Genomic DNA, 15,472 nt, shown 5'->3' with positions numbered 1-15,472 from the left:
TATGGCTCTTCGTCCGTGGGGCGATCCCGTATTGTTGTTCGATCCCGCGGTTGACCGCCTGATTGTTGACGTCGGCGGCGGATCCTCGGAGCTCATCATCTACGACCCTCGAACCTTCGAGGAGGTCGGACGCCTCGACGTCATCGACGCGCCAAATGGTGCGACGCTCAGCCACGATGGCACGCTTCTGGCCGTGTCGTCCGGCGACGTGCTGAGGTGCCGAACGGGGGTAGACGTGCGGATTTTCGAACTTGAGACGGGAGCCGTGGTCGACGAGTTAGAGGAGGATTCCTGTTTTGCCTTCCCCCAGTTCAGCCCCGATGACCGCTACGTCACTGCCGTCGGCGAGCGTTCGGTGCCGGTGTGGGATCGCACCGAACCCGAAGGCCAGCCGGTCTTGCTCCAAGACGCCACCGGGTTCGCGGGCGGCCCGAGCGCGTTCGGCGCCGACGGGACGACGATCATACGGGCGAACGGCGACGCTGTGGAGCCGAAAAGCATCACTACGTACAAACTTGCCACCGGTCACGCGATAGAGACAAGGCCCCTCCCGGTCGGCGCCATTCGAGCGGTGACGTCGGTACCGAACACAGATAAGCTCCTGGTCGCAACCCCGACATCGGGGCAGTTCTGGGCACCGGGAGATGTCGTGGCGGAGCGAAAAGTTCCGCTCACCGGGCTCGACCACGGAACATTCTCGGCCAGTGGCAGTCTGGTCGCCCTCTCTGGCGCCAACTCCACGGTCGTCGTCGCTTCGGCAGATGGAGCCACCCACCTAGAGCTGCGGGGCCACGACGGCGGGGTGCCGTCGGTCTCCTTCTCACCCGACGAAACCATGCTGGCCGCACTGGTCAGTTCCGGCGAAGTGGTGATTTGGGATTTGACACCAGGCGGACCACCAGCGCTCGCCAACATCGAGACCGTCGGACTCGACTGGCTGATTCCGCTGATGTCATCGGACGGCCGGTATGTCGCGACGATCGAAAGGTCAGGCGACACGTCCGTTGCCCGGAGATACGCCACAAGGACCGGAGCGCTCATCGCACAGAGTTCGCCGTCATCGATCGAGGTTGCGGTTTCGCGCTCTGGTGAATGGGCTGGCGGCGTCGACTCGGACGGCGTCGCCTGGATCGAGCGGCTCGGAACCAACGAAGTGATCTTCCGACGAGATTGCCTAGCCCCCGCCGCCATCAACGACGAGGGCACACACGCGGTGTTCTTTAGCGCGTGCGGTGGTAAGACCACCTCGCTCATCGACCTACGGAACGGAGCGACGATCTCGTCATGGACCCGAGACGGCGACCCGGAGTTCGGACCGCCTGGTTCGCCGGCGGACGGCCTCTTCGTCGACAACAACGACTCAGGGCCGGTCTTCCGATCCGTCTCGACTGGCGATATCGTCGCAGCCCCCTACATCGGCAAGACCTGGCGGCCACGGTTCTCCGCCGACGGCCGGTATTTGTCACTCGGTAGCGGGTACGAGGGCGGCTACGTGCTCAATGTCGAGGCGATCGTGGCCGGGGCACCCAAGGACGAAGTTGTCGTCATCAATCCGCTAGTCGAGGGCGGACCAACCCGCACGGCGATGGCGAGCGGCTCATTCGGAGTCACGACCCACAACGAGGACAGCATTCGCGTATGGTCGCTCGCCACCGAAGATCAGTGGATGAACATCCCGACCCAAGCCACCACGTTCGCATTCGTCGCCATGTCGCCTGACGGCACCGTGCTGTACTACCCGGACCATGACGGAGTACTCGTTCGAGCGCTGCTCGACCCAGAGGAACTCGCGAAACTGGCCCGGGCACGAACGACCAGGGACTTCACGGTCGAAGAGTGCCAGCAATTCAACATCGTCGACGATTGCTCCATATACGAGCCGGAGCCAGCGCGAGGGTGACGGCGATCTCTTTCTACATGTGAACTGACAGGGGACACACTTCTGCGAGGGGTCGACCGATCGGAATGATGACACATCTCGTCGCCGGTAGGGCGGTCTGCTTGAAGCGTGGCTCACACCGACCGTGCCTGTTGCGTTCAGGCGATGGGTTCGGTGGAGGTGGGCATCTCGAACCGGTATCCTATCCCGGGTTCGGTGATGAAGTAGCGGGGTGTGGCAGGGTGGGGTTCGAGCTTCCGACGGATCTGGGCCATGAACACCCTCAGGTAGTTGCTCTCCTCGCCATATTGAGGTCCCCACACCTCTTTGAGCAGTTGAGCCTGGGTGACCAGCTTCCCATGGTGACGGACGAGGATCTCTACGATGCCCCACTCTGTGGGGGTAAGCCGGATCTCATCTCCTTCTGGTCCGGTGACTCGTTTTGAGACTAGGTCAATCGTGAATTCGTTGGTAACGATGGCGGGTTGGTCATCGTCCGTCTCAGCTTCTCTGCGGAGGGCTGCCCGAAGTCGTGCCAACAGTTCGCCCATGCCAAATGGTTTGGTCACGTAGTCATCTGCCCCTGCGTCGAGAGCTGCGATCTTCTCCTGTTCTGCATCGCGGACCGACAGCACGATGATGGGAATGTGGGTCCATCCCCGTAGTCCGCGGATGACATCGATCCCCTCGATGCCCGGTAGGCCAAGATCGAGTATCACCGCGTCTGGTCGATGGTCGGATGCCCTGCGAAGAGCCTCTTCCCCGGTCGCGGCAGTGTCGACCTTGTATCCCAGGGCCCTAAGGTTGATGCCGAGCGCCCGAACGATCTGGGGTTCATCGTCGACGACCAGGATACGGGACGGTTCAGCCATGGGCACCAGTCTCCACTACCGGTGGCGTCTCGATATTCCCGCCAATTTTGAGTCCAATCACCATCGTCGTGCCTCCACCGGGCGTGTCTTCGATCACGAGCTCGTTTCCCATCGCTTCTAGCAACCCGCGAGCAACGGCCAGCCCAAGTCCGACCCCGCCTCGATTGGGCGAGTCGCCGAACCGTTGAAAGGGCATGAACACGGTCTCGTGTAGGTCGGCAGGGATTCCGGGTCCTCGGTCGCTGACCCGCAGGTCGACGCGCCCAGCCACCTCGCCTGCGCTGATTCGCACCATTTGGCCCGCTGGTGACCATGCGAGAGCATTCTCCACGAGGTTGGCGACGACTCGTTCGAGAAGGTCAGGGTCGGTTTGGACATCGGGCAGCGACTCTGAGATGTCGACGGTAACGCGGTCTGCGTCCTTTCGAAGACCGGAGAGTGCAGCCGCAATAACCTCGACTAGCCCCACCGGCCGGAAAAAGGCGTTGACCGCTCCGACCTGGATTCGGCTGGCATCGAGAAGGCGGCCGACGAGGCGGTTAAGCCGTTCGGTCTCTTCGAGGGCTACATTGAGAAACCCCCGAATCTGTTCAGGACTCCAGTCCACCCCGGTCTCGACCAGACTCGTGAGGGATGCCTTGATCGTCGCCAGTGGGGTTCGGAGGTCGTGTGACACAACGCTCAGTAGGGCGGTTCGGAGACGATCCGTCTCCGCCATCGATTCGGCAGATCGGGCTTCGCGTTCCAGGTCGGCGCGTTCTAACGCCTGGACTATTTGGGAGGCGAAGGCGCGGAGGACGGTTCGGTCGTCGGTGGTAAGCCTGCCTCCGTCGATAACGAGAGCGATGGTGTCGGTAACCTCGACTGTTTCACTACCCTCTTCGGGGGCATGCAATTCACGTTGCCCCTCCGCGAGAAGGAGCTCCCACCCGGTATTGGTTCGCCGGATCAAGCTCACGGATTCGAGCGAGAGGATGTCTTTCACCCTGCGGAGCAGAGCGGCCTGGTCAGAGGCGAACACGGGGTGTCCGCGGGTGGTGGTTGCGGCAAGAGCCTCAGCCTGTGTACGGGCCGTTCTCGCCTCAACGCTGCGACGGCTCGAGTACCCGACCAGGAGTCCGACAGCGAGCGAGATGACGAGGAATATGACAAGCGAGAACAGGTCGTCTGGATTGCCGATGCTCCACGTTTGCACCGGTGTCGTGAAGAACCAGTTGGCGAGTAGGAAACTGGCTACGGCGGCAACCCCGGCGGGGAGAGCGCCGCCAGTCCCAGCCCCCACGACCGCGGCGAGGAGGTAGAGGAGCAGGACGTTGTGGAGTGCGAGTCTGGCACGGTATGGGAGAAGGATCGCCGTCAGGGCGGGCAAACCAAACAGGACGATGACCCACGATGTGAGTCGTCGTCGACCACTGATCGGCTCGGAGCGACGGCGGCGGGGCCGGGGCTTGCGGTCTCCTTCGTAGGAGATGACATGGACGTCGATGTTTTCGGCGTTGCGGATCACTTTGGTGACCGGTGAGCGGCGTCGCAGTTCGTCAAGTCGGGATCTGCGGGAGGCGCCGAGAACGATCTGGGTTGCGTTCTCGTCGCGGGCAAAGGCCACCAGCACCGTCCCTATGTCGTCTCCAACCAACTCGTGGTAGCGACCACCGAGTTGTTGGAGAAGCTCGATTAGCCCGGCCAGCACCTTGTTGGACTGGTCAGCGAGGCCATCCGAGGTGCGCACATAGACACCGACGAGATCGGCCCCGGACCGCATCGCGAGCCGGGCTGCGCGCCGCAGGACGTCTTCGCTCCCTGCCGCACCGACCAGGGCGACGACCACGCGCTCCTTGGTCTCCCAGGGTTGGTCGATGCCGTGCATTGCTCGGTAATCCGCCACGGCTTCGTCGACCCGATCGGCAGTCCAGGACAACGCCAGTTCCCGCAAGGCTCCTAGGTTCCCGGGGCGGAAGTAGTTGGCGAGCGCGGCGTCGATGCGCTCGGCCGGATAGATCTTCCCCGCAGCGAGCCGCTCACGAACTCCTTCTTGAGTCAGGTCGACCAACTCGATCTCCTCCGCCCTACTCACCACGTCGTCTGGGATGGTCTCACGCTGGATGACGTCAGTGATCTCGTGGATCACGTCGTTGAGTGACTCGAGGTGCTGGATGTTAACCGTCGACAGGACATCGATGCCGGCGTCGAGGATCTCGTCGACGTCCTGCCACCTCTTGGTATTTCGCGATCCGAGAATATTTGTGTGGGCGAACTCGTCGACGAGCACGACCTCGGGACGGCGCGCCAGGACAGCGTCCAGGTCCATTTCCTCGAAGGTGGATCCACGGTTAGACATGGAGCATCTGGGGACGACCTCGAGGCCGCCGATCAGAGCAGCGGTCTCGGCGCGGCCGTACGATTCGACATAGCCGATGACAACATCGCGGCCCTCCGTCTGTAGACGGTGACCTTCCTCCAACATGGCATAGGTCTTCCCGACACCGGGAACGGCTCCGAGGAAGACCTTCAGCTTTCCTAGACTCACCATGTCAGGTTACCTACCACAAGGCGTTTGGCATCTGAGGAGGACCGTCCGGGTTCCGGATGGTTGGGATGATCACTGTCGGCTTTCGATGCAAGGACAGAGCAACCCGACGTTGACCGGGTTTCCCGCGGAACCCGATACTCCGACCGCCGATTTGCTGCGTGTCGATCAGGACAAGGACCTCATCGAATCGCGGCCCATTACTGCGCCCCACGTGATACCTCCAGCTTTGGCGTTAGCCACCGAAATGTGGCGATTGACGGCGATGCCGGACACGGGATAACGCCGAAGAATCGCCCCACAAGCATCGCTGGCCGAATCGCGGCGCCTACCAGACGGTGTTGTACCAGAGGGTGTTGTTCGACTGAGCGACGACAACATACAGGATCTCGAACAGCTCGCAGACGGGCAATCACCTGGCCATCGTCGCCGCCATCTCCGTCGACTCCTTTTCCACCGGGTCCTAGCTCCAGCTTGTGAGCGACGACCCTCACAACTCTGTCATGCCCTGCTGGTGTTCTTCACAGGGATCGCCACCACCAAGCTGGGGAATCTGCGGCCCCGTCGACAGCTTCGCCGACTCGACGGCCACGGGGGTATTGACTGACGACCGGTCCGAAGGCGAAGCATGATCGCCGATGGTGCGGAGGTGATAAGGAACCGAGGTGACAGCGATGCCGTGCTCACCGGCGAGGGCTACCTTGATGGCGAGCCCGGTCTGGTTGTGGAGCAGTTGGGCGATGCGACCAGGTACCACGAACTCGGGGATCACCACGCAGATTAACGTGCCTGGTGCCGCGGCCCGACGTCTATCCCGCAGATATCGGACCAGCGGGTCGACGATGCTCCGATAGGGGCTGGCGAGAATCTCCAGCGGGAATTGGTATCCGGCGGCCTCCCACTCGGATTCGAGACGCTGGCTTTGTCTCGGGTCGACGTCGATGTGTACTGCGATGACTGGGAATCCGAGGCTCTCGGCGTAGGTGAGCGCTTCGCGGATCGGTCTGGTCATATCCGATATCAGCACCACCTGCTCGACATGAGAGATGGGCACCTGGCTTCGCCGGCTTTGTCGGAACCTTCGAACTACGTTGAGGTCGGTCACGACGACACCGGGCTCGAAGAGCAGTCGCGACTTGATGGCGAGGCTATGGCGGTGGACGAAAAAAGCAAGGATCGACCGTGACCGGACACGGTCGGCGAGGATCACCGTAACGAGTGCTCCCGGGTGGGTATCGCGCTCTTGGCGGATACGGTCGACGACCCGTCGGGAGATCGGTTCGCTCTCTCCCGCCAACACCTCCAAAGGGTGTTCGAGATGTGCCGGATCCCAGGTGTAGAGGAGGTCATCTGAGCCTGGGCCTACGGCATGGACACACGTCAGCGACTCGGCTGCGAGCAACTCGGCGTAACGCAGCGATCGTTCAGTGGCGTCGTCGTGATGAGCCACAAGGACGATCACCCGCGCCGGCTTTGCCGTGGCTTCCTTCGTGACCTGGCGGAGTTGGGCGGCCACCCCGAGATAGTGGCGCCTGATCGACAGCATCAGAGCTACCAGGATCGGGACGAGGAGGATGACGATCCAGGCCCCATGGACGAACTTAACCGATGCGACCACCACCAGCACGACGCCGGTGGTTACCGCTCCGACCGAATTGATCACGACGGATCGCCGCCATCCTGGCTCCCTGGTGCGCAACCAGTGTCTGACCATCCCCGTCTGGCTGAGAGTAAAGGCGGTAAACACACCGACGACGTACAGTTGGATGAGGCGACTGACGTCGGCACCGAAAATCAAGAGCAACGCCGACGCTAGCAATGCCAGAGTGATGATCCCATTGGAGAAGACCAGCCGGTCACCGCGGTTAAGGAATTGGCGTGGTGTCAATTTGTGGCGGGAAAGGATGGCCGACAAGCGAGGGAAGTCCTGGTAGGCGGTGTTCGCAGCCAGCACCAAGATGGCAGCAGTGAACACCTGCAAAGCGTAGAAGCCGACCCCTCCATTGAACACGGCGCGCCCAATCTGGGACATGACCGTGCCGTAGGTGTTGATGGTGCCCTCCGAGATGCGGACATCAAACCATCGGGCCAGTGTGGAGATACCCAAGAACATTGAGATCGAGATGCCACCCATTACTCCGAGCGTTGCTACCGCGTTACGCGACTTGGGTTCGCGGAACGCCTGTACGCCATTGGCGATTGCTTCGACCCCGGTGAGGGCCGTCGACCCGGAAGCGAACGCGCGCAGCACGAGGAAGAGCCCGACCGCGGACACCTGTGTCTCCAGCTCGACACCAGAAGAAATCGCTGAAGGGCACTGGCCGTTCAAACACTCCGCGAATCCCACGACGAGCATGATCCCCACGGTTAACACGAACAAATAGGTCGGAAGAGCGAACAACGTCGAAGCCTCCCTCACACCGCGCAGGTTGGCAACGGTCAACAGGACCACAAACCCGAGCGCCGTCACCACCCGGTATGGCTGCAGCCAAGGGGCCGCAGACGTGATCGCAGCAACACCAGCCGCCACCGACACCGACACCGTCAAAACATAATCGATGAGAAGAGCAGCCGCAGCCACAGCGCCGGTTCGTATCCCCAGGTTGTCGTTGGCGACGATGAATGCACCGCCACCTTCGGGATAGGCTTTGATCGTCTGCCGATACGAGACAATCACGATCAGAAGCAGCGTCGCGATGCCAAGAGAAAGCGGCGTCAGCCAACTGAAAGCCGCCGCCCCCGCCAACGAGAGAACCAGCATCGCCTCTTCGGTTGCGTACGCCACCGAAGAGAGCGGGTCGGAGGCGAATACCGGAAGCGCCAAACGCTTCGGCAACAGCTGATGCTCATCCTCGTGACTGGCGAACGGCCTACCGAACAGACGCCGCTTGAAACCCGTTCCGGGTCGTCCCTTTACCATGTCGACTTCACCGGTCGCCTCACAAACAGCATGCGCCGCCCAGTGACGGCGCACCACAGTAATACCGCATTGGCGGCCCTCCCCCTCCGGCCCTAACGCCTTGTTAACGCCTCACCTCTGGATCTTGACGGCCAGGCGGGCCAGCACAGTGTCATGTCAGTGGCGCAGTCATCAGACCAACCCCCACCAGAGCGAGCAAAATCACAGCAGTGAGCAGTAGATCCCAAAGCAGTTCACGGCCCGGATCGCGCTCCACAGCAAGTCTCTCGACAAGCGACAATCCGAAAAGCACGGCCACCCACACAACGACCATCCCAGATACGACGAACGCTACCGACGGATGTCCAAGCACGCCCCCAGCAGCTGCAATGCCAAGCAACGGCACCGCAATCTTGAGGATCTCCAGATTTGGCGAATGACTCGCATGTCTAGTCATTACTCATAGGAATAGCGCACCAGAGCGGAGCGCACCAGAGCCCTGACGCAAACTTGACGCGTTCGGCCCGGTTGCGAGTGGGATCCTGACGGCTCTCCTCGTACACACACATCTCGACAATCCGACAATCGTGCAGGATGTTGAACCGCCCCGGGATGGGTGACTGCTCGGGTCCGGGAAAGGATGGAGCGAGGTCAGACCAGAAGCGTGTACGGGTAGGCATCGGCGTTCGCTCTACTGGCGACATGTTGGCTCCTGAGTGATCTCGGCTCGGGTAACACAATCCACCCGTTCTACCGATCCTTCTACCGGGTCTCCGAAACTCGGAACCCAGAAAGGACAGGATCATGAAAGGCTATGTAGCTTGCAAGGGCGACCGCTGGTATGCGGTCATCTACGAAGGACTGGACCCGGTCACCGGCAAGCAGCGCCGCCGCTGGTATCCCGCCGGACCCGACCGCAAGGAGGCCGAACGGTTGGCGGCCCGTCTCGCCACCGACGTCAACGGACGTAACGACCAGGCACGTTCGCTCACCTTCGGCGCCTACCTGACCACCCGGTGGCTTCCCGGCAAAAAGATCACCCTGGCTCAGAGCACCTGGGACGGATACCGGCGCAAAATCGATCGGCATATCCTGCCGGTGATCGGTCGGATCCCGATCCGTCGGCTACGAGCCAACCATCTCGAAGCACTCTATGAGGCAATGCTCCACCCAACCGACGGACACCGACCGCTGGCACCCAAGACGGTCCTCGAAGTGCACCTCATCATCAGAGGCGCCCTCAACGACGCAATGGCACGGGGCATCGCCAACCGTAACGTGGCACTCGTCGCTCACGCACCAAAGCTGAGATCAATACCGAAGACCGAACAGAAAGCGTGGAACGCCCCACAATTGCAGGCGTTTCTACGGTCCGCGGCCGGTCACCGGCTGTTCCCGGCCTTCTGGCTGGCCTCGACAACCGGCCTGCGTCGCAGTGAACTGCTCGGCCTGCGATGGGACGACATCGACCTGACCGCCGGCAGCCTGTCGGTCAGTCGCGGACTCGTCGCGGTTGCCTACGAGATACACACCTCACGAGGCAAGACCCGCAACGCACGGCGAGCCATCGACCTCGACCCAACCACCATCGATGTGCTCACCGCATGGCAGGCATGGCAGAAAACATAACAGAAGGTGGTGGGGATCGGGGTCGGCCCAACACGTCCTACCCGGCATGCAAGCCGACGCGGCACGCGTATTTGAACAGCTCATCGCACCAGCAGCGAGGAACGCAAACGGCCGGTAGAAGATCCGGTAGAAGCAACGGTAGAAGCAACGGTAGAAGCCCCGACCAGCAATCCGCTGCCCGGGGCTTTTCGTAGCGGGGGCAGGATTTGAACCTGCGACCTTCGGGTTATGAGCAATTCGATGACCTGGGGAATTGCGCGAAATACCTGATCAGAGGCTGTTTTCGTTTCTCGTCATGTCGCGTTGATTCCCCTCCCATCGCATCCTCTCGCGCGATGGGCGCGCGATTGGAATGCTCTCGTCCTCTGCGCTACGTTTGGAAGCGAAGCGTTGCTCCGCCGAACCACTGGCCGGGTCATCTCCCCCGACCGACACATCCCCGGCTGATCCGCTTCGTTTTCGAAATTTGTCGCCCTTTGCATGAACGAGAGCGCACATCCTGTGGGCAGAGTTAAGTCTCGACGGTCGGTAGGCGCGAGGCTCATGTATGGTGAGAGTGCACGGAGACTGGCCCTGGGCTTCACTCTCCCGGCGTGGTCATCCAGTGGCCCGCGGTGAATGCCAAGCTAAGACCAGCCAACAACCGTTGCGTGAGCACTTGAGAGGCTTTGGCCATGGCACGAAACACGAAACTCCCCACGATCACATTTCTGAGTAGTTATCCGCCTACGTTCTGCGGGTTGGCAACATTTACGCTGGCCCTGCGGGAGGCTATCGCCTCCGAACGCGGTTCCGAGACCGGCCTTGGCGTGGTCAGCTTGGTGGACAGCCGACCCAGCGCATCGCCAGCCGAAGTCGTCTACGAACATGTCAACGGCAACCATGCCTCTCTTCTAGGCGCGATCAACGTGCTCAACTCTTTCGACACGGTGTTTGTCCAACACGAATACGGGATCTACGGCGGACCCGACGGTCACGAGGTCATTGATCTGCTTTCTGGCCTCGAAGTCCCCGCAATAGCCACGCTACACACGGTGCTTAGCCGCCCCACCAGAAGCCAGCGATCGATTCTGGAGGCCGTCGCAGCCCTGGCGGATGAGACAATCGTGATGAGCGAGACCGCCTATCGGCGACTCGTCGACGGATACCAAGTCGACCCCGACAAGGTTCGAGTTGTTCCTCATGGGGCACGGACCAACCTTGGCGGCCCGTCGCTGGCGGCTGGAACTCGGCCGGTCGTACTCACGTGGGGACTTATCGGACCTGGCAAGGGCTTGGAGATGGCGATCGACGCTTTCGCGGGCCTCGCAGACCTTCGTCCCCTTCCTCGCTACGTGATACTGGGCAAAACGCATCCCAAAGTTCAGGCTCAGCACGGCAATGCGTACCGCGAAAGCCTCAGCGCACGGGTCCACGATCTCGGACTCGTTGACATGGTCGAATTTGATGATCGCTACCTCGACACGGGCGCGCTGGCAGTCGCGATCCGGAAGGCTGATCTCGTTGTGCTTCCTTACGACTCCACCGAGCAGGTGACATCAGGGGTTTTGGTCGAGGCTCTCGCAGCCGGGAAACCGGTGGTCGCGACGGCCTTTCCCCACGCTGTTGAGCTGCTACGCGGCGGTGCAGGGATCGTAGTTCCCCACGACGATCCCAACGCCCTGACAGCCGCGCTCAGGAACGTATTGACCGATGCCCCTTTGGCGGCACGTATGGCGAAGCAAGCAAGGCAGATCAGATCGGAGGTGTTCTGGCCGGCCGTCGCAAACCGATACGATCAACTGGCAGCAGAGCTCTTCGCCCGACAACAATACATCTCCACTCTTTTGAAGGTTTCGGAGTCGCAAAAGGCTTTGAATGCACCGGTCATGGTGGGTTGAGGGCAAGCTCCAGGTGAAAGAAAACACTGTCCGCTTGGACCCTTCGGCCGCCCTCGATGATCCTCTGCCCAGCCCTCGGTTCGAACATCTGCAACGGATGACCGATCATCGCGGCCTCTGGGAGCACGCGCTCCACAATGCCCCCCGCCAGGAACATGGCTACTGCACCGACGACAACGCCCGAGCGCTAATCGTTGTGAGCCGCCAGCCGAATCCGTCCCCCCAACTCATCGAGATGGCAACTGTCTATCTTGCCTTCCTTCGGGATGCTCAACTGTCTGGTGGCGGCTTTCACAACCGGCGCAGTTCTGATGGCGAATGGGTGGACAAAAAGGGATCGGACGACTCCCAAGGACGCGCACTGTGGGCGTTGGGAACGGTCGCTCGCACCAGCCCCGACGCATCGATGCGTCAAGTGGGACTGGACGTCTTTGACAGGCTCCCTGGTTTTCATTCGCCACATTTGCGCCCGAACGCTTTTGCGGTGCTGGGATTGAGTGAGGTGCTGCTCGCTTCCCCCGGCCATCGACACGCCGGGTACGTTTTGGAGCAATGCGTCGGCCACCTGGTCGTACAAAATGATGTCGGCTGGCCATGGCCAGAAGATCGGCTCACGTACGACAACGCTCGTATACCCGAAGCCCTCTTGGCCGCTGGAGCATTGCTGGCTCGCGACGACCTTATCGATGCCGGACTCCGCTTGCTTGACTGGTTGGTAGCTGCCGAAACGATCCAAGACCATTTTAGTTTCACACCGGTGGGTGGGTGGACAGTTGGCGAACCTCGGCCGGGGTTTGATCAACAGCCAGTAGAGGCGGCTGCCATGGCCGACGCATGCAGTAGGGCATGGTCACTGACGGGCGACAGTCGGTGGAAGTACCGTGTGGAGCAGGCGGCTCGCTGGTTTGTTGGCGCCAACGACATCGGTGCGGCTCTCTACGACCCGCGAACCGGGGGGTGTGCAGATGGACTTGGCCCCGATTACGTCAACTTGAACCAGGGGGCGGAGTCGACCCTGGCTGCTCTCGGTGTGCTTCAACAAGCGGAACGAGTTGGAGTCTGAGGTCCACTACCTGAGGCCTGCGGACGCCTACGCTGTAGTGCGCGTTCGGATAGAGAACGAACCCTCCTGATGACTCGAGCATGCGACCAGAATGAACCAAATCCCCGTCACCAGAAGTCCGGTGCGTTTCGTGCGGGACCCTCATCGCGTGATCACAAAACCATTTTTGCCCGGTGAGCAGGTCTTTCCAGACGGACAGTCACGCGTCAGAGTCGTGGTGGAGCGCATCCTGGCCATGTCGGGAGCGGACGTAACCGCGACTCTGAGGACCACGCGAGACGAATTCGGACCCCGCCACAAGGACCTGATCGCCATTTTTGAACACAGCTTCGCCGTCGTGGCTCACCACCTTGAGAAGCCTGAGTTGATTTCCCTCGAGCGTCGACACCTCATCGGCGCCTATTTCACCCACGAGTACTCGATCGAGGCGGCTGCCCTCAGCAATCCATCGATCGTCCCAGCCCCCGATCAGTCGGGACTCAATCCCGACGAACAACGATTCATAATGAGCCTACGGGCCGTCGGTGAGGGGCACATCTCGTCGATCGAGTTTCGGCTGGGCGTGCTCGACGCTCACGGCGAGATCACGATCGAACGGCCCAGCCGATACGCTAGGACCGGCAGCCGTCAGTCTCCGATCTATGACAAGGATCACTTCGCCACCAAGCTTGAAGAGCTCGGGGCACTCAATGAGATCAGCCAGTGGTGCCTCGACCTTCTGCCATCTCACTTCACATTCGGACAACTCGAAACGGCGATCCTCGACCTGGACGAGTATGGGGTAGATCGCACGATCGCGTTCCAGACGACCAAAACTGTCCACTGGCTGGCCTCCTCGAACTATGTGAGCACCTTTACTGCCGAAACCAACATCTCGGAGCGAACGATCTTTCCGAGCGGACCGACCGAGAGCCACGGAATGGAGGACGCCCGGTTTGTTCGTTTCGTCAACGATGACGGAACTGTTGTCTATTTCGCCACATACACCGCGTACGATGGTGTTCGGATCCTCCCGCAGCTCATCGAGACCACGGACTTTCTTTCTTTTCGAATCGCCACCCTCAGCGGGAGCGGCGCAAAGAACAAGGGGATTGCGCTCTTCCCGCGTAAGATCGGCGGCCAGTATGCTGCCCTCGCACGCCAGGACAACGAAAACAACTTCCTGATGCTTTCAACGGACGTGCACTTCTGGGCGGACACCCAGAGAATCCAGATCCCCGAGCGGCCTTGGGAGCTCATGCAGATCGGCAACTGTGGCTCACCGCTCGAAACCGAGGCCGGCTGGCTGGTGATCACCCATGGCGTTGGGCCTATGCGCCAGTACACGATCGGAGCAATACTCCTCGACATTGATGACCCTTGTCGGGTTATCGGTCACTTGAAGGAACCGCTCTTGACCGCCACCGGCGATGAGCGCGACGGATACGTTCCCAACGTCGTGTATTCGTGCGGCAGCATGATCCACGGCAACCTGCTCGTGCTTCCCTACGGTTTTTCCGATGTTGGAGCTGGCATCGCCACCGTCCCTGTCGACGATCTTCTGTCTCGCCTCACTCCGAAGTGAGTCCTTCGTATTCTCGATAACGACCGTACAGGCGCGAGATGTGATTCGTGGAGTCCGTCCAGAACTCCTCCGCTTTGATGTCGATCCAGGCGTAACCGCGAGGTACAGGGACCCTGTCAGCGCCTGAAAACCCCTTCACCACGTTTACGGAGGGCTTAGCCGAATTGTCTGCTCGCCACACTCCGAACGAGCGTTCATGGGTCGCAAGGTCGAGGGGTGGTTTGTGCCAGATCGTCGGTTCGTAGTCCGTGTAGCACCACAGCATGGCACCAAGGCATCCCGCTCCGCGAAGAGCCGACAGAGCTCGTTCTGTGTACCTGGCTGCGCGCTGCTCCTCAACAAGCACAAAAGAGCTGGTATCTGTCATGCTTTGCCCAACCGGATCGGCTTGACGGTAGGTGGGCAAGCCGAACTCTGAGAACAGGACGCTTTGGCCATTTCCCAGCCACCGGGTTACCTGAGCGAGGAATGAAAGCAGGTGCTCATCTGTGGGACCCTTTGACCAGCGGGCGTAGATGGGATAGCCATGCATGGTGAGGAAATCGCATTCCTCGGCGGCTTCGGTCGGACCAAGCCTACGGTCCTCTTCGAGGTCTTCCATATGCAGGCCGATCGTGACGAGAGCCGACGGGTCGGCCGTGCGGATCGAAGCGGTTACTCGCTTCAACCAATCCCCCGCAGACGATCGACTCGGCGGTATCACGCAGTTCGAATTCTCGTTACCGAGGTCCCAGGCCCACAGGCTCGCATGGCTAGCAAGTGCGGCAGCTGCTTCTTCTGCTAGCAGCGCTTCCTGGAAATCCTCCCAGGTCAGGAAAACCCTTGCCGAGTCAAAGCCGGCACCCGCGATCCGGTCAAAGTCAGACACGACCTCTGCGGCATCAAAATCGGTCCACCAGCCCATTGCGGTACGAGTGGGCCAATAGTTTAGTTAATACCTAGCCGAAAGCGCTCGCCCTCACCCGGCGACCGGGAGTCATGGGGCATCCGTTGCTCCGTCCCGCTCTACCCGGTGATGTTCCACGACTCGGCGATAGACCTCAAGGTACTCGTCGACCATCCGGTTCACATCGAAACGTTGCTCGACCGATCTTCGAACCGCCGCCCGGTCAATCCGTTCGGCGGCGCGCACCGCGGCGACAGCGTCATCAACCGAGCT

The 15,472-nt window shown here is 61.0% G+C and carries 12 protein-coding genes; 6 read left to right on the top strand and 6 right to left on the bottom strand.

Annotated elements, in window-relative coordinates; all coding sequences use genetic code 11:
* Positions 1-1,900: WD40 repeat domain-containing protein (locus tag JJE47_16710; protein ID MBK5269064.1), on the top strand; the 1,900-nt coding region annotated here is incomplete at its 5' end.
* A gap of 137 nt (positions 1,901-2,037) precedes the next feature.
* On the opposite strand, the gene JJE47_16705 is transcribed toward JJE47_16710, so the two are convergent.
* Together JJE47_16705 and JJE47_16700 are read right to left on the bottom strand one after the other, a co-directional pair.
* Entirely contained in the window at positions 2,038-2,751 is a 714-nt protein-coding gene (locus JJE47_16705) for a response regulator (protein ID MBK5269063.1), read from the bottom strand.
* Entirely contained in the window at positions 2,744-5,278 is a 2,535-nt protein-coding gene (locus tag JJE47_16700) for a sensor histidine kinase KdpD (GenBank protein ID MBK5269062.1), read from the bottom strand. Before JJE47_16700 ends, JJE47_16705 begins: the two co-directional genes overlap by 8 nt.
* Positions 5,279-5,366: 88 nt before the next feature.
* Here JJE47_16700 and JJE47_16695 point away from each other — a divergent pair, with 88 nt between their 5' ends.
* The gene (locus tag JJE47_16695) at positions 5,367-5,561 is read left to right on the top strand and encodes a hypothetical protein (GenBank protein MBK5269061.1); all 195 of its coding nucleotides are present in this window, start codon (positions 5,367-5,369) and stop codon (positions 5,559-5,561) included.
* A gap of 207 nt (positions 5,562-5,768) precedes the next feature.
* On the opposite strand, the gene JJE47_16690 is transcribed toward JJE47_16695, so the two are convergent.
* Both JJE47_16690 and JJE47_16685 read right to left on the bottom strand, forming a co-directional pair.
* Positions 5,769-8,114 carry an APC family permease gene (locus tag JJE47_16690; protein MBK5269060.1) on the bottom strand — a complete coding sequence of 782 codons (2,346 nt, stop codon included), beginning with the start codon at positions 8,112-8,114 and terminating at the stop codon, positions 5,769-5,771.
* 235 nt (positions 8,115-8,349) lie between these two features.
* Positions 8,350-8,634 carry a hypothetical protein gene (locus JJE47_16685; protein ID MBK5269059.1) on the bottom strand — a complete coding sequence of 95 codons (285 nt, stop codon included), beginning with the start codon at positions 8,632-8,634 and terminating at the stop codon, positions 8,350-8,352.
* Positions 8,635-8,981: 347 nt separating this feature from the next.
* Here JJE47_16685 and JJE47_16680 point away from each other — a divergent pair, with 347 nt between their 5' ends.
* From JJE47_16680 to JJE47_16665, 4 genes are all read left to right on the top strand, one after another.
* Positions 8,982-9,806: a hypothetical protein gene (locus JJE47_16680; GenBank protein ID MBK5269058.1), complete on the top strand. Its 825-nt coding sequence runs from the start codon at positions 8,982-8,984 to the stop codon at positions 9,804-9,806.
* Between the two features lie 674 nt (positions 9,807-10,480).
* Positions 10,481-11,686, top strand: coding sequence for a glycosyltransferase (locus tag JJE47_16675; GenBank protein MBK5269057.1), 1,206 nt, complete (start codon positions 10,481-10,483; stop codon positions 11,684-11,686).
* Between the two features lie 97 nt (positions 11,687-11,783).
* Positions 11,784-12,749 carry a glycosyltransferase gene (locus tag JJE47_16670; GenBank protein MBK5269056.1) on the top strand — a complete coding sequence of 322 codons (966 nt, stop codon included), beginning with the start codon at positions 11,784-11,786 and terminating at the stop codon, positions 12,747-12,749.
* A gap of 91 nt (positions 12,750-12,840) precedes the next feature.
* The gene (locus JJE47_16665) at positions 12,841-14,313 is read left to right on the top strand and encodes a glycoside hydrolase family 130 protein (protein ID MBK5269055.1); all 1,473 of its coding nucleotides are present in this window, start codon (positions 12,841-12,843) and stop codon (positions 14,311-14,313) included.
* Here JJE47_16665 and JJE47_16660 read toward each other — a convergent pair.
* Together JJE47_16660 and JJE47_16655 are read right to left on the bottom strand one after the other, a co-directional pair.
* Positions 14,300-15,217 carry a hypothetical protein gene (locus JJE47_16660; protein ID MBK5269054.1) on the bottom strand — a complete coding sequence of 306 codons (918 nt, stop codon included), beginning with the start codon at positions 15,215-15,217 and terminating at the stop codon, positions 14,300-14,302. The genes JJE47_16665 and JJE47_16660 overlap by 14 nt on opposite strands.
* 72 nt (positions 15,218-15,289) lie before the next feature.
* On the bottom strand, positions 15,290-15,472 hold a 183-nt coding region (locus JJE47_16655), incomplete at its 5' end, for a glycosyltransferase family 4 protein (GenBank protein MBK5269053.1).

The organism is Acidimicrobiia bacterium (genome assembly GCA_016650365.1).
Taxonomy (GTDB): domain Bacteria; phylum Actinomycetota; class Acidimicrobiia; order Spongiisociales; family JAENVV01; genus JAENVV01.
The sequence above is the reverse complement of the archived record's forward strand: the minus strand, read 5'-3'. Positions and strand labels throughout refer to the sequence as shown.

Coding starts and splice junctions, on each gene's coding strand:
- JJE47_16705 (MBK5269063.1), bottom strand. CDS start 2,751: ATGGCTGAACCGTCCCGTATCCTGGTCGTCGACGATGAACCCCAGATC.
- JJE47_16695 (MBK5269061.1), top strand. CDS start 5,367: ATGCAAGGACAGAGCAACCCGACGTTGACCGGGTTTCCCGCGGAACCC.
- JJE47_16685 (MBK5269059.1), bottom strand. CDS start 8,634: ATGACTAGACATGCGAGTCATTCGCCAAATCTGGAGATCCTCAAGATT.
- JJE47_16680 (MBK5269058.1), top strand. CDS start 8,982: ATGAAAGGCTATGTAGCTTGCAAGGGCGACCGCTGGTATGCGGTCATC.
- JJE47_16675 (MBK5269057.1), top strand. CDS start 10,481: ATGGCACGAAACACGAAACTCCCCACGATCACATTTCTGAGTAGTTAT.
- JJE47_16670 (MBK5269056.1), top strand. CDS start 11,784: ATGACCGATCATCGCGGCCTCTGGGAGCACGCGCTCCACAATGCCCCC.
- JJE47_16665 (MBK5269055.1), top strand. CDS start 12,841: ATGAACCAAATCCCCGTCACCAGAAGTCCGGTGCGTTTCGTGCGGGAC.
- JJE47_16660 (MBK5269054.1), bottom strand. CDS start 15,217: ATGGGCTGGTGGACCGATTTTGATGCCGCAGAGGTCGTGTCTGACTTT.